Consider the following 20,822-nt stretch of genomic DNA (forward strand, 5'->3'; position numbering starts at 1 on the left):
TTCAAAAATTTTATTGAAAGTATTCCAACTTCAAATCAACCCCATCAAAAACACCATAAGAATTGTAATTTAACCACTCGCCAATGTTTACATAACGGCTTCCATTGCCCAAATCAATATCCAACGGCAAATGCCTATGGCCAAAAATGAAGTAATCAAAATGCTGTTTTTGCAACTGCTCTTTGGCATAAATGGCGAGCCATTCTTTATCTTCCCCCAAAAAAACTTCTTTTTCAGTTTGCGCTGCCCTACTCCCCTGGCTCCATGCATTTGCAATGCCAATGCCGAAATTTGGATGCAAACGGGCAAATAACCACTGGCAAAGTTTACTTCTGAAAATCTTTCGCAAAAATTTGTACTTAGCATCTCCCGGCCCCAAACCATCGCCATGATGAAGGTAAAACCTCTTACCATTTCGCTCAATTATCTTTTCATCGCTAATGATTTCCATCCCAATTTCTTGCGTAAAATAATCGCGAACCCACATATCATGATTTCCTTTAAAGAAATAAATTTTGATTCCAGCATCGGCCATGGTGGCCAGTTTACCTTGCAAACGGATAAATCCTTTCGGGATTACTTTAGCATATTCAAACCAAAAATCGAAAATATCGCCCATTAAAAACAATTCGCTGCAAGTAGGCTCTATAAAATTTAACCAATTTACAATACGCTCCTCTCGGCCGCGACTTTCGTTGTAATTCGGCGTACCTAAGTGGAAATCGGAAGCGAAATAGATGTTTTTTGACATGTTCGGCTTCAAAGGTAGGGGAAAAAGTCCGAAGTCGGAAGTTAGAAGCCTGAAGTAAAATCAACAAAATTTTAATGGCTGCAAAATCAAATCAATGGAAAATTGAAACGGGGAAAAAACATATATTAGTAAACAAATCTTTATGAGCATGAAAAAACAAATTGCTTTAGGCTTATTTGCGATAAGTCTTTTTGCCTGTAATGAAGGTAAAAAACCAGCTGAAAAAATTACAATAATGAAATATCCGGAAACTAAAAAAGACAGCACGACAGATAACTATTTTGGCACCAGCATCGCTGATCCTTATCGCTGGCTGGAAAACGATACTTCGGCAGAAACCGCGGCCTGGGTAAATGCTGAAAATAAAGTAACGCAAAATTACCTATCGCAGATTCCTTACCGGGATGATATTAAGCGAAGATTAACCGAAATCTGGAACTATCCAAAAGACGGCACACCTTTTAAAGTTGGAGAATATTACTTTTTCACCAAAAATAATGGTTTGCAAAATCAAAGTGTATGGTTTATTAAAAAGGGTTTAAATGGTATTGAAGAAGTTTTTCTTGATCCCAATAAGCTTACAGCAGATGGAACAGCAGCCGTTTCACTGATCGGCTTTTCTCATAACAAAAAGTACGTAGCTTACTCTGTTGCTCAGGCAGGCTCAGACTGGAGCAATATTTATGTGATGGATATCGCCACGAAAATGAAATTGGGTGACGAACTGAAATGGACTAAGTTTTCGGGTGCAGCCTGGAAAGGCGATGGTTTTTATTACAGCAAATTTGATGAACCTGCCAAAGGCATGGATTTATCAGCAGCGAATAAATTTCAAAAAATCTATTACCACAAACTGGGCGATCAACAAAAAGAAGATCAATTGATTTTCGAGGATAAAACGAATCCGAATCTTTATTTTGGCGCTGGTGTAACTGAAGACGAACAGTTTTTAATTATCTATGCAAGTGCCGGAACTTCAGGCAATGCACTTCACTATCAGGATTTAAAGGAACCTGGCAGCAAAATTTCGCTTCTGGTGAAAGGATATGACCATAATCACAGTGTAATTGAAAACGTTAACGACAAACTGCTGGTAAATACAGATTTGGGTGCAGAAAACAAAAAAGTAGTTCTGGTTGATCCTAAAAATGCTGATCCAGCCCAATGGCAAACCATTATACCCGAATCGCAACTCGCATTAGAAGGCGTTTCAACAGGTGGCGGCTATTTGTGGGCTTCCTATTTGAAAGATGCCAGCACCAATATTGTTCAATTTGACTTAACCGGAAAAAAACTTAGAGCAGTTAAATTACCTGCTTTAGGTACAGCTGATGGTTTTAGTGCTTTTAAAGAGGACAAAGAATTTTTCTACAGTTTTTCAAATTTCACCACTCCAGGAACAATTTATCGATACGATATTGCAAAAGCTGAATCTACACTTTACAAAAAATCTGAATTAAAATTTAATACCGACAATTACGAAACCAAGCAGGTATTTTATACTTCTAAGGATGGAACTAAGGTACCCATGTTTATTGTTCACAAAAAGGGAATAAAACTGGACGGCAACAATCCTGTATATTTATATGCATATGGTGGTTTTCAGGTAAGTTTAACGCCGGGCTTTAGCTTATCGAGAATGTTATTTTTAGAAAAAGGTGGCATTTATGTACAGCCAAGTTTGCGTGGCGGCAGTGAATATGGAGAAGCCTGGCATAAAGGCGGAATGCTGGGTAAAAAGCAAAATGTATTTGATGATTTTATCGCCGCTGCAGAATATTTGATTCAGGAGAAATATACTAACGCGTCAAAAATCGCTATCTCTGGTGGATCAAATGGTGGCTTGTTAGTGGGCGCATGTATGACGCAAAGACCAGAGCTTTTCAAAGTTGCTTTGCCTGCAGTTGGTGTGTTAGACATGTTGCGCTATCATAAATTTACAGTTGGTTGGGGATGGGCGGTAGAATACGGCACCAGTGATAAAAAAGAGGACTTTGATTACCTGATCAAATATTCACCACTTCACAATATCAAAGCGGATGTAAATTATCCTGCAACACTAATTACAACAGCAGATCATGATGACCGCGTGGTGCCGGCGCATTCTTTTAAGTTCGCGGCTACATTGCAGGAAAAGTATAAAGGTGAAAATCCTATCTTAATCCGCATTGAAACTAAAGCTGGCCACGGCGCAGGAAAGCCAACTACTAAAATGATTGAAGAGGCAAGCGATGTTTGGAGTTTTGTATTTCAGAACTTAGGAATGAGCTGGTAAGAAACTGTTAATCTGATGAGCCATAAACAAATCTCATCAGATTACTTATTGGTGCTTATCGACAATGGTGCCTCTGGAAACCAATTTTGGGAAACCCGATATATAGGTTGTACCCAGGCAACCGGTTTTTAATTTTATCATTACTTTATCGTGAGGATTAATTTTTTTAAAACCAATATACCAATAGAAAAATCCCGAGGTTTCAATTGCACCTAACGTTGTAATGGTAACGTGAAATGTTCTCGTTTTGCCGGTACCCTTAATAAATCGGTGCGTAACCTCTGTTTCTAAATTATCAATTTTACGACTGTAAAACTTATTTACCAATAACAATATTACATCCGAAAGCCAAAATTTTGAGACATATATCAACATTAAGAGGAAAAATATACCACAGAGAATGGTCCTCAACAGGCTATCATCTGCAAAGATTCGGCGAAAGTTAAAAAAGTATATGACAACAACTGGCAAAATCAGGAAGTAATTGAGGTAGCTAACCCATCCACTAAATTTTGGATTACTTAACACGGCACTGACATTAAAAACAAAGATCGAAAATAAAGGCATCAGCAATATCCAATTCCACGGCTGAGCACCAAAATAAATGTATGCACCAAGCCCTAATGGCATAAATGCACTTGGAAGTTGCCAAGTTTCGCCATAAATGATAAATATCGCGGCCCAAACCACAAATGCTAATCCCAAAATTGGCAAAAGAATACCTAGATCCATAATCATCTATTATTGTTTAAGGCTCTAAACATAGAAATTATTCACAAGCCAGACAATACTCAATGAACTCTATTAAATCCCTAGACAAATTATAGTTTGTTTAGCATTCTTAATATTCATGATCTTTTGTTTTAAGGCCATTTAGAACACACAAAATACTGACTAAAAACACATTACAAAATTATCTAGAATATTTCTAAATAGAGAAATTGATAAAAGTTTATTTTGTAACTTTGCATCAAATTTTTTTTGAATGATCTCTACTGATATAGCCGTAATAGGCGCTGGTCCGGTTGGTTTATTTGCCATTTTTGAAGCCGGTTTATTAAAAATGCGTTGCCACTTAATTGATTACCTTCCTCAGGTTGGTGGTCAGCTATCTGAAATTTACCCTAAGAAACCGATCTATGATATTCCTGGTTATCCATCGGTATTGGCGCAAGAACTTATTGATAATTTGATGGAACAGGCAAAACCTTTCCATCCAACCTTTACGCTAGGCGAACGTATCGAAGGGTTAGAAAAACGCGGCGAAGCTGATTTCGTACTTACAACAAATATGGGTACGGTAATTGAAGCCAAAGTGGTAGTAATTGCTGGGGGTTTGGGTTGTTTCGAACCTCGTAAACCTGCTGTGGAAAACCTTGAAAATTTCGAGAACGGAAAAGGTGTTAACTACATGATCCTTGATCCGGAGAAATACCGTGATCAAAAGATGGTTATTGCTGGTGGTGGCGACTCTGCTTTAGACTGGACCATTTATTTGGCAGATGTTTGTTCTGAGCTAACATTAGTGCACAGAAGCGAAAGTTTCCGTGGTGCTCCTGATTCTGTTGCCAAAGTAATGGCACTGGCTGAAAGCGGAAAAATTAATCTTGTTTTAAACAGCAATTTACAGGCCGTTCATGGTACTGATAAATTAGAGCAGGTTGAAATTGTACAAAACCGTACAATGGAAAAAACGGTTGTAGCTGCAGATCATTTAATTCCTTTATTTGGGCTGAGCCCTAAATTAGGCCCAATTGAAGCCTGGAATTTAAACATCAGCAAAAGTGCTATCGAAGTAAATACTGACGATTATTCTACCAACATTCCGGGTATTTATGCAATTGGCGATATCAATACTTACACAAATAAATTAAAGTTAATTCTTTGTGGTTTTCATGAGGCGGCGTTAATGAGTCATAGCGCTTATTCTTACATGAATCCTGGAGTTAAATATACCATGAAGTACACAACAGTAAACGGCGTTTCAGAATTTTAAGCTTTGCGTTAATATTGTTTCAATAAAAAACTATTTTAGTTAAGTTTGCGCTTATAAGCGAGCAAAATGGAAAACAACATTACAATATATATGCAGGAACCGGATGGTTCTGTTACACCACATGAAGCCCCAACTGATATGGGCCTAAGTTTGATGGAGTTTTTGAAAGCATCTGAGTATGATATATTAGCTACTTGCGGCGGAATGGCACTATGTGCTACTTGTTGCGTAGATGTTTTAGAAGGCGAAGAAAAGCTAAATGAAATGACCGATGATGAGTACGCCATGTTAGATACTTTGCCTGACTTATTGCCAAATTCTCGTTTGGCATGCCAGCTGCAGTTAAATAATAACATGGATGGTTTAAAAGTGAAACTTCATGGTGTAAGCTAAGCTGAAAATATAAAATATAAAAAAGGCGATACTGAAAACAGTGTCGCCTTTTTTTATCTCTTATTGGCCATTGCAAGGCGTGAAACAATTTTATTCTACACTAGTTTGCTTCATACCTTGCAATAACGAAACTGAGCGTGAGTACCCTCGCAGCAAGAACACTATTGAATGTTTATCTTTTGACGCTCCACATTCCAACCATATACTTCAACAGCCAGGTTGCCTTCTCCATCATGAAATTCTACGGTAACAACTCTGGTTTCGCCAGGGAGCACACTTAAATAATTATCATCGTAGAAAGCCGGAAGGATTCGTTTTCCAGTTTCACGGTTAATTAATGCTACCCGGTTAAAAAATGCTACCGGATTACCGACAGGATTGCTCAAAGTTACGGCTATTTTATTTTTTGATGTTCGGTTTGCTGAAACGCTTAAATTTGCTGACTTGAGTTCCTGTAACCCTTTATAGCTTCCATTTTTATCTGCTAACCAATAAATGTTTTCACTCAAAACCTCCTGCTTTTCATTCAATAATTTTAAGGAAACAAACACGCCATCTTTCTGATCCATTTTCTTCAGGAAATCATTCAGTGGAAAAAACCGGCGAACCGATGATGCTCCAATAGAATTGAAAACCTGGGAGTAGAAATAATCCTTTCCAGCCATATCATATACTTTAGCCTGAACCATTAAATTATTACGATCTGTTAGGCCATTGTTAACCACTGTTACCATGCTGTCTAAGGGATTCATCATGATATGCAACGGCTCGCTTCCTTTCCTTAAGCCATATAAACTGGCGTTTGGATCTAAATAATAATCGTACATCTGCCCACGCAGCGCTGTCCATGGGTTTTGTGTTTTCCAGATAATTGAGCCGGTATACCAGTCCCACATTTTATTGGAAAAACCTTCCATTAACGCCCGGTATTGATCGTAATTTACCAACTGTGCCTTCATGGCAAAATCTTTGGCATCTTTAGCTTTCCCGTATGGATTAATGTATTGATTGTAGCCGATATATTTATGATAATCCCAAACGGAATCGGGTTTGCTTTTAAATTGTGGTGCAATCATGTTTTCCTTCGGAATAAAACGCTCCAGCGATTCATAATCGCCCACCCCGACAGAACCTACTTCAGAGTTATACGGAAAAGTTTTTACGGCCCAAAAACTTATCGGATCCTGAATACCATATGGTCCATCACCATTGCCGCCAATTGCATTGTACGACATTTCATCGCTATTGGAAAAATCAAAGAATTTTCTCGTACCATCTAACCGAGGCAGAATGTCGTTTTTAATGGGATTCAAAATATCTTCCGGAGGAGTAATCTCATTTCCACCACACCAAAAAGCTAATGAAGGATGGTTGCGAATCATTTTCACCTGATCTTCAATAGCCGTTAACACTAATGGATGATTATCAGGGTAGTTCCTTCTGGTCCATTGATCTTCTTTTTTCAATGGATCAACCCAACGGCCATTACAATCGCCGCTAAACCAAAAATCCTGAAAAACCAACAGGCCATATTTATCGCAGGCATTGTAAAACTCAGGGCGCTCTAAAATCGCACCACCCCAAATTCTAATCAGATTCAGATTCATATCTTTATGATACCTTACTTCAGCGTCATAACGGGCATCACTAAAACGTAACATCGCATCAGATATGATCCAGTTTCCACCTTTTATAAAAATCTTTTGCCCGTTTACATAAGCACCCATACTTTTAGTATGCTCATTCCATATGTTGTCAATCTGCCTGATTCCTACAGTTAAATTTTCCTGATCTAAAACCTGGTTGGCGCTGATAAACCGAATATTCACAGGATATAAATCTTGTTTGCCGTAACCGCTTGGCCACCACAGTCTGGGGTTTTCCAGGGTTAAATCCGGAAACTTAATTTCTGATGCTGCAGCGGAAACAGTAACATTTTTTTTAACCAGCTTACCGGCTATTTCATATTGTAAAATTCCTGAAATGGCTTTCCCTGTCGGATTCTCGACCTCAACAGATACTTTGATAATTGCGGGCGCTTGTTTAGCACCTGGCAATCTTTTTCCCGGAACCAAGGTGACAACATGAGGATTTTGAATATTGATACCTTTGGTTTTTTCAATGGTAACTTTATCCCAGATACCTGTATTGCGATCGCGGGTAGGTTGAATCCAATCCCAACCAGCAGTGTATTGTGTAGTCAAACCTTTTGCTATAGTTCCATCCCCACCCTGGCCGCCATTCGGGTTACCCGGAAAATCAGGAGGATAAACGATTACTGCCAGGCGATTTTTACCAGTTGAGGAAAGGAGTTTGGTAATATTGTACTTCACCCTTAAGTGCATACCCTCATGGGTTTTCTGATTAACCTTTTTTCCGTTTAAGAAAATCTCAGCTTTGTAATTGATCCCCCGAAACTGTAACCAAACCTGGTCATTTCCAGCTGCACTTTCATTAAAATCCTTTACAAACCAATAGGTATAATGTTCTTTCCCGACATTGTAGATATCTGCAATTTTCTCATTGTTCATCCCATAAAAAGGATCAGGAACTTTTTTATTGTTCAGCAAAGTAGTTAATACCGTTCCAGGAACAGTAGCAGGCATCCAGCCACTGGTATTAAAGCCTAAAGTTGAGATCTGAGATTCGCTGGCGCTGGCATCCTTCACATTTACACATAACCAACCTGAGTTTAGTTCGTAACGCTGTTGCGAAAAGGCTTTCAGATTTAAAAGCAGCACACAAAACAAAAATATTTTTTTCATTGATTTTTAAAAGTTTGGTTTTAAAGGTTGCTATCAATTCCTATTTAGTAGAAACAGGTCGATCTGCCGGATTCACACCCCATGTTTTTGAAGGCTGATCGCCCATATAAATCTGCATTGTACCACCATCGGAAATGGTTTTATGCAAAATGAATCCTTTATTATATGGTTTGCCATTGATCAGAATTTTTTGGATGTACTTATTTGTAACGCTGTTGCCAATTACCCTGATATCGAACTTCTTATTTTCAGGCAAAGCAATCGTAGCTGAATTAACCAGAGGCGTTCCGAAGACATAAGCCCCGTTGGCAGGATTAACCGGGTAGAATCCCATCGCCGTAAAAACATACCAGGCACTCATTTGACCCACATCCTCATTGCCACACAAACCATCAGGTTTAGCAGTGAAAAAACCATTATCAATTTTTCTGATTAAATCGGCCGTTTTCCAGGGTTGGCCTGCATAGGCATAAAGATATGGAATATGATGACCTGGCTCATTTCCCTGAGCATAATTGCCAATCAATCCGGAAATATCAGGTGAGCTGTTTTCGCCTAAATCTGCAGGAACGATAAATAATGAATCCAGTTTATTCACAAATGGTTTATCGCCACCAAAAAGATTAATTAGGCCTTCCACATCCTGAGGAACGAGCCAGGTATATTGCCAGGCATTTCCTTCCGTATAATCATCTTCGCGATGTTTAGCCTTAACCGGACTAAACGGTGTACGCCACTTCCCATCTGCCATTTTACCACGCATAAACTGAACATCCTGATCAAAATATTCCCTGTAGAGCTGTGCCCTTTTACTGAAGTATTGATAATCTTCAGTTTTATTCAATGCCTTTGCAAACATGGCGATACAGTAATCATCAATGGCATATTCCAGGGCTTTTGCTGCTGATTCATTTACTTTTTCTGCCGGGATATACTTTAGTTCTTGAATATACCCTATGCCATCGGTTTTCTGCATGGCAGATTGTTTTACGGCTTCGTAAGCTAGATTAACATCATAACCACGATAACCTTTTAAATAAGCATCCACTACGACAGGTACGGCATGATAACCTACCATGGTGTTGGTTTCATTACCCATTAAATGCCATACCGGGAGTTTCCCTTGCTCTTTGTAAATAGCCAACATCGTATTTACCACATCGTTTACGCGATCCTGATGGATGATGGTATATAATGGATTTGCTGCCCGATAGGTATCCCATAAAGAAAAAGTAGTATAATTAGTGAAGTTTGCAGCCCTGTAAACCTTTTTATCTGTACCCAGATAATCTTTATTCACATCATTAAAAATTGACGGCGCAACCATAGTGTGATATAAAGCCGTATAAAATATTTTTTTGGTATTAACGCTTGCATCGATTTTAACCTTTGATAACTCCCGCTCCCATTTCGCATCCGCACTTTTTACAGTCGATGCGAAATCCCAACCCGGCAATTCAGTTTGAAGGTTAAGAATTGCATTTTCTATGCTAACGGGAGATAAAGCCACTTTGATTTGAAGCTTATTGTTATTGATCGATGAGAAATTGGCTATTGCCTTTAACTTTTTACCACTAATTTCTTTACCTTTTTTCAGCTGATCATCATCATAAATATCGAAACTGTTTATAGGTTGAGAAAACTTAATAACGAAATATAAACGCTGATCATTTGCCCAGCCTTTTGAATTTCTGTTGCCAACTACGGTCGTTGCGTCAATCTGCTTAAAAGACACATTGGTGGGCGCATCCCAGCCAATGCCTTCTACCAAATCAATCACAATGTGTGGTGTTACTGAATTTTTTGGAAAGCTGTACTGATGAAAGCCAACCCGGTTAGTTGTAGTGAGCTCAGCTCTGATTTTATATTTATCCAGCAAAACACTATAATACCCGGCCTTTGCAATTTCATTTTCGTGGGTGAATGTTGAAAGATAACCTTTTTCTTCAGCTCCCTTTTTACCCTTTTCTAAAACGGTTGCTCCGGTAACGGGCATAATTGAAATATCCCCTAAATCACCGATGCCCGTTCCGCTTAAATGTGTATGCGAAAACCCGGTGATGGTGTTGCTCACATAATTGTAACCACTGCACCAATCCCAGCCTTCCATTATATTATTAGGCCCCAGTTGCACCGCACCAAATGGAACATTGGCACCTACAAAAACATGCCCATGTTTAGCCGAACCAATTATAGGGTCAACAAAAGAAGTTAGCTTAGCACTTTTCTGTGCCTGAACGTGAAGAGATAAAAAAAGTGAGGCGCAAAAAAAGAATGGTTTAAAGCTTTTTAATTTCATGGATATAATAGGAGATATGAATTTGTTAAATCGTTTTACCTGAGTAAATGATTTTGTTATTAAATATTATTTGGGTTGACTGAATTTAGGGTTAATCTATACTGGCAACTTCTTTAACAGGCTTACCGATTACTTTGTAGTTTCCATCGCCTTTTAAAATAGCTAACATTTGTGGTTGATTGGTAAAAAGCGACTTCGCAGCAGCTAGCTCTTTATCATACTGAAAGCTTTGCTCAATCCGACCTTTTTCAAAAAAATATCTGCTGATGATTTGCGTTTCCAATACACGTTTGATTTCTGATTTGTGTGTTGCTAAATCGTTCTTTTTTGAGGAGGTCAATTTATATTTCAGGTTCTCCAAATCCGCCTTTACCTCAGCAGATTTGTTTTCTTTTTCAGCTTCTGCCCGCAGGTCGGAAAGTAAGCGTTCTGTCCGGCTTTGATAGGTTAAATCTTTATCGGCCAAAGTGTTTACAAAAGCTGTGTAGTCTGCATCCGATATTTGAAAAACTTTAGCCGATTCCAGTTTTGGGTTTTTCTTCCAATAGGCATTGGCATAATTAAAAAACAAACTTTTATTTATCATCGTGATGGTTACCGGGCTTAACTTGGCCGCATTTACCACTACATCTGGGTAAACACCGTTACCACTATACACATTTCTACCTGCTTTGGTTTGGAACATTGCAATTGTTGAATCTGCGAAGCGCTCTGCAATTCCATTGGCATCTTTGTGAGCATAATCGAGCTTTTGAATGCATCTGCCTGATGGTGTATAGTATTTGGCTACCGTAACTTTTACCAGGCTATTATAGGGCAGATTAAAGGTTTGTTGTACTAAACCTTTGCCATAACTGCGCTGTCCGATAACAATTGCCCTGTCTAAATCCTGTAGTGATCCGGCAACAATTTCTGAAGCTGAAGCAGAATTTGCATTAACTAAAACCACCAGCGGAACAGAGGTAGAAACCGGCACAGCCATCGTTTTATAAGTAATGGTTTTTTCAGCATTTTTCCCTTTCTGAATTACCACCAACTGATCTTTATCTACAAAAAGGTTTACAATTTTAACGGCCTCCTGTAAAATGCCGCCACCATTATTCCTTAAATCCAAAACAATTCCTTTAGGATTTTCTTTGTTGATGCCCAGCAATGCGTCTTTTACCTCTTGCCCGGAATTTTCCAAAAATTTATCCAACTTGATATAGCCGATACCATCGCCGACCATACCGGAGTAAGAAACATTGGGTTGTTTAATTTCTTCGCGGTTTAATTTCTTAAGGATTTCCTTACCATCTCTAACTAAGGTTAAATCAACAACGGTTCCTTTTGGGCCGCGTAACAACTGACTGATCTGGCTTCTTTCTTTTCCCTTAACTTCAATACCATTTATCTTCAAAACCTGATCACCAGGTTTCACATCGCTTTTATTGGCCGGATAGCCTTCGCTCACATCGTTTATAAATAGTTTACCGTCTATTAACACGGTGGCAGCACCAATTCCACCATATTGCGTACTTACATATTTTAACTTATAGTCTTCTATTTCTGATTCAGGAACATATTCCGTGTAAGGATCAAGGCTCTCGAGCATGGCATCAATCCCGGTTTTCATTAGTTGTGGTGCATTGGTATCATCCACATAATTAATGTTAATCTCTTTGTATAATGATGCGAAAATATCGAGGTTTTTTGATACAAGAAATAAATCTTCTTTGAAAGAAAAAGAGATCACAGCCAAGCAAACACCTGCCGCTAAAACATAATATTTTAGTTTCTTCATACCTTTTTATTTATAATCCAGCACAGCCTGAACTGTTGGGATGATTATTTCTATAAAGGTAAATGTACGAAAAGGTGCAAATATTAAAAGAAGATATTTGGCAGATAAGAGAATGTATATGTTACCGGGAGGGTGTTAGGCTTTTAAAGTCTGTTGCCTTTAGTATCGGCCAGAGCTTTTTGAATGGTAAATTCGATGTATGTACGATCGCGTTTTACCAAGCGCATTAAATCTTCAACCAATTGATCTTCTTTACCCGGAGTAAATTCCAAAGGCTCATTAGCCAAATCACGGTATTTTCTTAAGAACTTTGTTTTTACCTTAAATGCAGTTTCTGAAGTAAGTTGAAAATTAGCCATAGCAGATTTTATTTGAGGCAAAAGTAAAAAATATTTGCTCAGGTTATTACTTTTTTGTTTCGGGTGTTAAAAAAATAGAGTTTTAGGGAATATCTTTACACCATAATAGTGTTAAAACACCGTTATACAATCTAATTAAAACAAACACGCAAAAATTTAAAACTTTAAAACATGAAAAAAATCATCCTTTCTATTGTTTTCCTAACAATCGGTTGGGCAACATCTCAAGCGCAAACTTTTAACCTGGGGGTTAAGGCAGGTGTAAACTTATCTAAACTAAATGCCGATTTTGCCAGCGAAGAAAATCGTTTAGGTTACCAGGTTGGTGCCTGGGCCCGCATCGGTGGCGCTAGCTTCTATGTGCAGCCTGAGGCTTATATCGGAAGCAAAGGAAATAAGTTCATCAGCTTCACCAACAACAACAATACTGAAATAGCCGCAGAAGGAAAGGTGAAATTTACCACTTTAGATATTCCGGTTTTACTCGGAACCAAGTTTGGAGCCAATAATCTTAACTTCAGATTAATGGCCGGGCCAGTTGTTTCCTTCGTGTTAGATGAAAACTCCAGCTTTAGCAGTGCTTATGATCAGGTTACTGATTTTAAAAACTACAAAGACCAGGCATTCGGCATCCAGGCTGGTGCAGGTGTAGATGTTGGCGCAATCTCAGTTGATTTGCGTTATGAGGCTGGCCTTTCAAACATCAGCAAGAGTGAAAAATATACCCAAAAGCCTAACTTATTTCAGTTGAGTTTAGGATTTAAAATTTTATAAGAAATTCAGGCGCCAGAAATTAGTTTTTTGGCGCTTGCCTTTGGTTAAAATCTGCATCTGTAAAATTGGCATTACAGCAGTTGGATAGCTTAAAAAATACGATTTTTATATCTGTATTCTTTAATCCGACTAAAATGAAAACCCTTTTTCTTCTCTTATTTGCCCTGATAATATCTTCCGGACTTTGGGCGCAAGACTTTAAATACGCATTTGTTACCGACACGCATGTCGGATCGTCGACAGGAGAAGAAGATCTTCGAAGAACAGTTGCCGACATTAATGAACTGCCCGACATTGATTTTATTATTATTACCGGCGACATTACAGAGATGGGTACGAATAATGAACTGACTTTGGCAAAACAGATCCTATCCGGACTTAAAAAGCCCTACCACATTATTCCCGGAAATCATGACACGGGCTGGTCGGAATCGGGAGGGGTAAAATTCATTACCGAATTTGGTGGTGATAAATTTACTTTCGATCATAATGGCTATCGTTTTATCGCCTGTGCATCAGGTCCCTATGTAAGGATGAGTGATGGACACATCCCCAGGGATGCTACTGTTTGGCTGGATAGCGTATTAAAAGCAACTCCAAAAAATATGCCCATCATTTTTGCAAATCACTATCCGCTTGATAACAGTTTAGATAATTGGTACGAAGCAACGGATCGATTAAAGAGATATAATATTCAATATGCAATATGTGGTCATGGGCATAATAACCATCCCTATAATTTCGAAGGAATTGAAGCTACGATGGGTCGCTCGAACTTGCGGGCCAAAGACAGCATCGGTGGTTATAACATTGTTAGCATGACAAAGGATACGGTCTTCTTTCAAACGAAAAAGCCCACTCAAGCTATTGGTGCCGCCTGGAGAAAAATTGTCTTAAAAACTTTTGAAGATAATCAGAAGAAATATCCTCGCCCCGATTTTAATATCAATACAAAATACGCCAATACAAAGGAAGTATGGTCCTATCATTCAACTGCCAATGTAGTAAACACGCCTGCTTATTCCAGTAATCATGTCATTTTTGGAAACAGCCTGGGTTTAATAGAAGCGCTGAACAAAAAAACAGGTAAAAGAGTTTGGGTTTTCCATACTGGGGGTGCAATTTACTCCTCTCCGGTTGTGGTAGACAATCTAGTTATTTTAGGTTCTGGCGATGGGTTTATTTACGCATTAAATGAAAAGACAGGAAAAATCAGCTGGAAAATGCAAACAGCAAATTCTGTTTTGGGTTCGCCAGTTGTAAGTGGCAAATATATTTATATCGGAGGAAGTGACAATACTTTCAGAGCCCTAGAGGCAAAAACCGGAAAAGTAGTATGGGCATTTAAAGAAGTTGAAGGTACAATAGTAGGCAAGCCGCTTATCTATCAGGGCAAAATTATTTTTGGCTCCTGGGGAAGACATTTATACGCATTGGATATAAACAGCGGAAATCTTGTATGGAAATGGAACAATGGCCAGGCAAACAGAATGTTTTCTCCGGCAATGGTAACTCCCGTGGCTGCTAAAGGCATTGTATACATTGCCGCTCCCGATAGATACTTAACTGCGATTGACGCAAATAATGGCAGTACCCTTTGGAGAAACAAAGAAGCTACGGTTCGTGAATCAATTGGTTTATCAACTGATAGTACAACCATTTATGGCAAAACCATGCAAGATGAAATTGTTGCCTACAAGGCACAGCCTCAAGATCCGGGTGTGCTTTGGAGATACAACGCTGGCTTTGGTTATGAACATGTACCATCAATGTTGATTGAAAAAGATGGCAATATTTTCTTTGGTACAAAAAATGGTGTAGTATATGCTATTAACCCAAAAAACCAAACGACAACCTGGGCTCATAAAATAGATAACTCGATGATTAACACGGTAAATGTTGTTGATGGGAAAAATCTAGTGGTGAGCACCATGGACGGAAAAGTAGCTTGGCTGAATGTAAAAAAGTGATCGTTTCGAAATTCCTGCACAACAAAAGAGCCCTCTAAACGAGGGCTCTTTTGTGTAATACATTTTTGAGCTGTTACCAGCCTGTGGTTTGTGTAAGTTTATACCCTTTCTCCTGATATTGAATAATCTGCGCCTGTCCAACTGGTGCTAAATAAGCACGATCGGTAAACGCATTTCTGTTTGTTGCATTGGTCACCATCCAATAGCCTACCATCGCAGCTGCGTTTGTTCCGTTATATGTAACAATGGTTCCATCTGCCTTTTTTACTTTAACGTTTCCAGCTGTTGCATTGGCAGGAGTTAAGTAGGCTGGAGCTTCTGTTTGTACATTTACCCACGGACCCAGAAAATAATCCGGATTGGTACTAAAATTCATATTATTCAGTTTTTTCCAACGTTTTAAATCCAGTAACCTGGTATGCTCGAAAACGAATTCCATACGTCTTTCTCTACGGATTTCCCAAATTAAATCAGGAACATCAGCGTCACGGGCAGGATCGACCGGAAGTGAACCAATGGTTAAAGGTGCGGTTTTTAAAACGCCTTTTGCTATGGCAGCAGCATCCAACGGACGATTTCTAATTGCGTTAACAGATTTATTTAAATCTGCCTGCGTAACTGCTGCCGCACCAAAATATTGAGCCAATACTGCTTTTGCTTCCACCCAGTTTAAAACCACCTCCGCTAAACGAATTACTGGCGCATCACTGGTATTGGTATTACTTCCCCAGGCTGCCGGATAGGTTTTACCGATATAAGTAAGGGCATCTCTAGATGCAAATTTGAAGCCATATAATAAAGTAGCCGACGGCACCAAAGCCTTATCATAGAATGAAGCCTCGAAGCGTGGATCTCTGGTTTTTACTAAATCAGCGATAGTAAAGGAGTTTGCACCTGTTACAGCAGAATTTTGCCAAACTTTTCCATCATTTAATAGGAATGATTTGATCAAAACCAAGTTCCCATCCACACCTACAACCTCGGTTCCGTTTTGGTATGAGCCAATACTGTGGGTAACGGCTAAAGCTGCATCATAAGTTCTGTAAAGCAGTACTTCTGGATGACCAGCCAGGTTATCACTTGAAAAGATTGATTTAAAATCGCGGGTAAAGTTGTATTTATTGCTATTGATCACATAATCTCCTGCCTCTACCGCAAACTCTAAGTATTTTTTAGCTCTTGCAGCATCCAAGCCATGATAATGTTCATAAGTACCTTCAAAAAGCATAAATCTCGAGATAAATGCGGCCGCAATATATTTGTTTAAGTATTGTGCACCATCATTTTCACGCATATTAGCCATTACGAATTTAAAATCGTCATAAACCTTATCCATCACCACACCTCTTGCGTCTCTATCTTTGTATAAAGTAGCTAAATCAGTATCTGCAACCTCCTTATCAAAATAAGGTACATCACCGAAAACACTTACTAATCTGCTGTACTCAAAACCTCTAAAAAAACGTGCAACAGCCGACCAATGATTATACGCTTCAGTCGAAATTTTAGGTTTTGCTACATTATCCAAACGATTAATCATCACATTAGATTTTCGCACCCATGAAAAGTTCCAAGTTGGACCGGCATAAGTTGCCAGCCATTCTGCACCTTCTGCAGCCGAGCCTCTAGATGTAGGTATACTGCTTTCAAAGTTAGCCTGTACATTTTTTCCTGTTAAATCATCTGAGAAAGTATAGCCTCTTACCGGAGTGTAATCAGCAGTAAAGCCAGAATTATAGCCATTAAAATAGTTTGGATAGTAAGCATTTGCATACATCCGAATATCGTCTTCCCCACGCCAGTATTGTCCATCTACATAATCTGTTAAAGGTGGACGATCTAAAACATCCTTTTTACAAGAAGCCATAAACAGGCATACCATCACCGGTAAACCATATATATATTTGAAATATTTCATCTTCATTATTTTAAAAAGTTAACTGTAAACCAAAAGAAACACTTTTGAATGCTGGAATTCCAGTTCCGGTACGACCACTGTTGTAATTAGATTGATCCCAAAGCGAATAACCACTTACACTTTCAGGATCAATTGGCAAATCGCCCAAATGATCCCAGGTAAAGAAATTCTCCAAGGCCGTATAAACTCTCAGCGAACTGATTCCAACTTTTTTTGTTAATAATTGAGGGAAAGTATAACCAAGGGTTAAATTTTTGAGCCTTAAATAAGCCATATTTAACAAGTACCTATCTTGCACCTGCATGTTATTGGTAGTGCTACTTGCGGCATTGTTGTATGCTGCCGGATAGAATGCGTCAGGTGTTTGCGGTGTCCAATAGTTACCTGCAATTGCCTCTGGCATGGCGCCATCTGCAGAGTTGAAGCCTGGGATGGCTAAAAATCCAGCTCCCCAAATCTTGCGACTTCCAACCCCCTGGAAGAAGGCGCTAATATCAACACCTTTAAAATCGGCACCCAATCTAAATCCATATTCATAACTAGGATTTGAGTTACCAATTACTTCCAGATCGCCGTGATTAGCCAGGGTTCCATCGCCGTTGCTGATTTCGCCATCACCGTTCACATCCAGGAATTTTACATCACCCGGCCCAAAACGGAAGTTGGCTGAATTTTGTAAAAACGGCTGGTAAACCGGTTTCTCGCCATTTGGCCCAGCTTTTAACTTATAAGCCTGCTTTCCTGCATTTAATCTGCTTTCTGCAGCAGTTAAAGTTATCAAAATAGGCTTTCCACTTCCATCAAGTTCAAAATCACTCATTTGGTATAACCTGTCTGTACGGTACCCCCAGATTTCACCAATGTCTTTTCCATTATAGTTACCAGTAACCTGGGTTCCAGAACCGTAGGCAGTTAATCTTGTTTTAGCATCAGAGATATTTCCTTTAAAGTTAATTCCTAAACCATTTTTGAATCTATGATTAAAGTCAACTGTTAACTCCCAACCTCTCGTTTTTAAGGACCCGTAATTTCCCTGAGGTGCTCCGGCTCCAAATGTTAGTGGTATACCCTCTGCAGGCACAATCATATTGTTTGTACTTCTTTGGAAAACATCAAATGAAACGTTTAACTTATTTTTTAGTAAGGTTGCATCAACACCCACGTTCGTTGTTACAATGTCTTGCCACTGAATATCTGCAGCAACTGCTGCTGGTGTGCCTACAAAATTCACTTTTGCGCCGTTTGCACCAATCCAAGTTGATTGACCGCTTGGCATAGTTGCGATATATAAACCATTAGGAACAGTTTGATCACCGATAGAACCCCACGAACCTCTGAATTTTAATTGATCTAAAACAGGCTTAGTCCATGACATGAAGCTTTCTTCACTGGCTACCCAACCCGCCGAGAATGATGGGAACCATCTCCATTGCAAGTCTGTTGGAAATTTCGAAGAGCCATCGTAACGCAGGTTACCCTCTATTAAATATTTATTTTTGAATGCATAATTCACGCGGCCAAAATAACCTAACTGCGCTTCCCATCTCTTATCAGAACCCGGAATACTTACTCCACCTGGTATTAAACCCATTGCCGTTGTGGCTGGTATAACAGTTTGTACCCCTGTTCCAAATTTGAACTGTGGATTAATAATATCGGCAAGATTGGTAATCATGCCGAACTGGGATTCTGTAGTAGAAGCAACACGATTTAAACCCAGTATGAATTTGAAATCATGATCCTGTTTGATGTTCCAGTTATAAGTTGTGAATGCATTGATCGTATGCATAAAGAAATTAGTCGCTGTTCTGGCGAAATGATCCGGACTTGATCCTGGTGTGGTGTACATGTCGAGCGATAAATCATAAGCAGCGATAGCGCCAGCAGTAGTACTGGATACAACTTGCCCCATATCGTTTACATAAATTGGCGCACCGTTTGCATCTAAACGGGCTTTCGGCGCCACCCATGAATTTCTGGCCGTAAATCTTGTCCCTGGGCGTTTCCAGTCTTCATTTTGATTGGTAAAGGTATAATCAAAATCAACTTTCCAGTTCTTCATGATGTTTACTGTAGTTCCCAAATTCACATTTGCATAATTTAGCAGGATGTTTGCCGTGTTTGCCGCAGCAACCTCACTCTCAGGACTACGAATTGCATCGCCATTTTCATCCTTTCCAAGTGGATACAATGAACTCCAGCGATACAGGTATAACCAAGGATCGGCTGTTGTGGAGTTAGTTGAGTAAGCATATTGCTTATTTCTTCTGGAATACAATGCCCCCCCGCGAATGGTTAAGTATTTGTTAATTTCACTCGAAATTTTTAGTGAAGCATTGTACCGGGTAAAGCGATCCTCTTTAGCTGGTTTTAGCATCCCGCTTTGATCTAACAAAGCTAAACCTAAATTGTATGAGGTTTTCCCTGTAGTTCCACCAACGGATAAATTGTGTTGTTGTGTCGGTGCCCATTCTTTTATCATATAATCATAAGGATCATATGTTCTAACACCCATTTTTTGATTTGCACCTTGCACATACCAATCTCTTCCGAATACTGTTGGGTCGTCCGGACCAATTGTGTTGCCGTACTTTTCTTTCCAGGCTACAGCTTTTTCATAACTTGCTCTGTCAACGTAATAAAACGCACCAGTTGGTGTTGTTATTCCTACCCTTTCAGAAGCATCAACAGTGTATTTTAAACCATTTACATCTGCCATCTTTAAATCTTTCCATACATTTTGAAAAGAAAAGTTGTTTGAATAATTAATAGACGGCTTATCACTTCCTGAACCTTGTTTGGTAGTAATCAATACCACACCAAAAGCAGCTTTGGCACCATAGATAGAAGCGGCCGCGGCATCCTTTAGAATAGTGATTGATGCAATGTCGTTGGGATTCACGAGCTGTATACTTGGAATCTCAACATTGTCAACCAAAATTAAAGGCGAACTACCTCCTGCAAAAGAAGCCAGCTGGCCACGGATTTTGATGACAGGGTCAGATCCAATTTCGCCGCTTGGTACAGTAACGCTTAAACCCGAAGCCGCACCTTGTAATGCTCTTCCTACATCGGCAATTGGCCTGCCTTCCAAAGTTTTTTTAACATCGATTGTAGAGACAGCTCCTGTTAAGTTACCCTTACGCTGGGTACCATAACCTACCACCACTACATCGTCCAAACCTTGAGCATCCGTTTTAAGGCTTACATTTACTGTTGTGCCCGTTCCTACGGTTCTTTCCAGTGTTACATAGCCAATGTAGGAAAAAACTAGTACATCGCCAGTTGATGCTTTAATGGAATAGCTACCATCGGCATTGGTTTGTGCAACCGCAGCAGCTCCCTTAACTCGAATAGAAACACCGGGAATAGGTCCATCATCTGATGTAACCTTGCCGGTAATAGTTACCTGTTGCGCTATAGCGTGAGCCAGCAGCAAAAACGTACCAAGAAAAATAAATAGTAATTTTTTTCTCATAAACGTAAGTTTAGAATGTTGTTAGAATGATTAGTTTTTTTAATACCGCATAAAACAGCAA

The 20,822-nt window shown here is 39.2% G+C and carries 13 protein-coding genes; 5 read left to right on the top strand and 8 right to left on the bottom strand.

Annotated elements, in window-relative coordinates; all coding sequences use genetic code 11:
* Nucleotides 1-10 precede the first annotated feature (10 nt).
* Nucleotides 11-751 (bottom strand): UDP-2,3-diacylglucosamine diphosphatase, encoded by a 741-nt coding sequence (locus ON09_RS01360; RefSeq protein ID WP_010599270.1) that lies wholly within the window; start codon nucleotides 749-751, stop codon nucleotides 11-13.
* A 148-nt stretch (nucleotides 752-899) separates the two neighbouring features.
* Here ON09_RS01360 and ON09_RS01365 point away from each other — a divergent pair, with 148 nt between their 5' ends.
* Nucleotides 900-3,026 carry a prolyl oligopeptidase family serine peptidase gene (locus ON09_RS01365; RefSeq protein ID WP_010599271.1) on the top strand — a complete coding sequence of 709 codons (2,127 nt, stop codon included), beginning with the start codon at nucleotides 900-902 and terminating at the stop codon, nucleotides 3,024-3,026.
* Between the two features lie 45 nt (nucleotides 3,027-3,071).
* On the opposite strand, the gene ON09_RS01370 is transcribed toward ON09_RS01365, so the two are convergent.
* Nucleotides 3,072-3,764: a hypothetical protein gene (locus tag ON09_RS01370; protein WP_010599272.1), complete on the bottom strand. Its 693-nt coding sequence runs from the start codon at nucleotides 3,762-3,764 to the stop codon at nucleotides 3,072-3,074.
* A 247-nt stretch (nucleotides 3,765-4,011) separates the two neighbouring features.
* On the opposite strand from ON09_RS01370, the gene ON09_RS01375 reads away from it, so the two are divergent.
* Complete coding sequence (locus tag ON09_RS01375) at nucleotides 4,012-5,022, top strand: NAD(P)/FAD-dependent oxidoreductase (RefSeq protein ID WP_010599273.1); 1,011 nt, start codon at nucleotides 4,012-4,014, stop codon at nucleotides 5,020-5,022.
* Between the two features lie 66 nt (nucleotides 5,023-5,088).
* Nucleotides 5,089-5,415, top strand: a complete 327-nt coding sequence (locus tag ON09_RS01380) for a 2Fe-2S iron-sulfur cluster-binding protein (RefSeq protein ID WP_029204033.1) — start codon at nucleotides 5,089-5,091, stop codon at nucleotides 5,413-5,415.
* A 161-nt stretch (nucleotides 5,416-5,576) separates the two neighbouring features.
* On the opposite strand, the gene ON09_RS01385 is transcribed toward ON09_RS01380, so the two are convergent.
* The 4 genes from ON09_RS01385 to ON09_RS01400 form a co-directional block, all read right to left on the bottom strand.
* Nucleotides 5,577-8,180: a glycoside hydrolase family 2 protein gene (locus ON09_RS01385; protein ID WP_010599275.1), complete on the bottom strand. Its 2,604-nt coding sequence runs from the start codon at nucleotides 8,178-8,180 to the stop codon at nucleotides 5,577-5,579.
* A gap of 40 nt (nucleotides 8,181-8,220) precedes the next feature.
* Complete coding sequence (locus ON09_RS01390; protein ID WP_010599276.1) at nucleotides 8,221-10,479, bottom strand: GH92 family glycosyl hydrolase; 2,259 nt, start codon at nucleotides 10,477-10,479, stop codon at nucleotides 8,221-8,223.
* A 91-nt stretch (nucleotides 10,480-10,570) separates the two neighbouring features.
* Entirely contained in the window at nucleotides 10,571-12,262 is a 1,692-nt protein-coding gene (locus ON09_RS01395; protein ID WP_010599277.1) for a S41 family peptidase, read from the bottom strand.
* Nucleotides 12,263-12,405: 143 nt separating this feature from the next.
* Entirely contained in the window at nucleotides 12,406-12,621 is a 216-nt protein-coding gene (locus ON09_RS01400) for a hypothetical protein (RefSeq protein ID WP_010599278.1), read from the bottom strand.
* 171 nt (nucleotides 12,622-12,792) lie between these two features.
* Here ON09_RS01400 and ON09_RS01405 point away from each other — a divergent pair, with 171 nt between their 5' ends.
* Together ON09_RS01405 and ON09_RS01410 are read left to right on the top strand one after the other, a co-directional pair.
* Nucleotides 12,793-13,395, top strand: a complete 603-nt coding sequence (locus ON09_RS01405) for a porin family protein (RefSeq protein ID WP_010599279.1) — start codon at nucleotides 12,793-12,795, stop codon at nucleotides 13,393-13,395.
* 134 nt (nucleotides 13,396-13,529) lie between these two features.
* The gene (locus ON09_RS01410) at nucleotides 13,530-15,365 is read left to right on the top strand and encodes an outer membrane protein assembly factor BamB family protein (protein WP_029204034.1); all 1,836 of its coding nucleotides are present in this window, start codon (nucleotides 13,530-13,532) and stop codon (nucleotides 15,363-15,365) included.
* 73 nt (nucleotides 15,366-15,438) lie between these two features.
* Here the strand turns inward: ON09_RS01410 and ON09_RS01415 are convergent, their stop codons facing one another.
* Together ON09_RS01415 and ON09_RS01420 are read right to left on the bottom strand one after the other, a co-directional pair.
* Nucleotides 15,439-17,283, bottom strand: coding sequence for a RagB/SusD family nutrient uptake outer membrane protein (locus ON09_RS01415; protein ID WP_010599281.1), 1,845 nt, complete (start codon nucleotides 17,281-17,283; stop codon nucleotides 15,439-15,441).
* Nucleotides 17,284-17,293: 10 nt separating this feature from the next.
* Nucleotides 17,294-20,761, bottom strand: coding sequence for a SusC/RagA family TonB-linked outer membrane protein (locus tag ON09_RS01420; RefSeq protein WP_010599282.1), 3,468 nt, complete (start codon nucleotides 20,759-20,761; stop codon nucleotides 17,294-17,296).
* Nucleotides 20,762-20,822: the final 61 nt, after the last annotated feature.

Origin of the sequence: Pedobacter agri PB92 (assembly GCF_000258495.1) — a bacterium.
Taxonomy (GTDB): domain Bacteria; phylum Bacteroidota; class Bacteroidia; order Sphingobacteriales; family Sphingobacteriaceae; genus Pedobacter; species Pedobacter agri.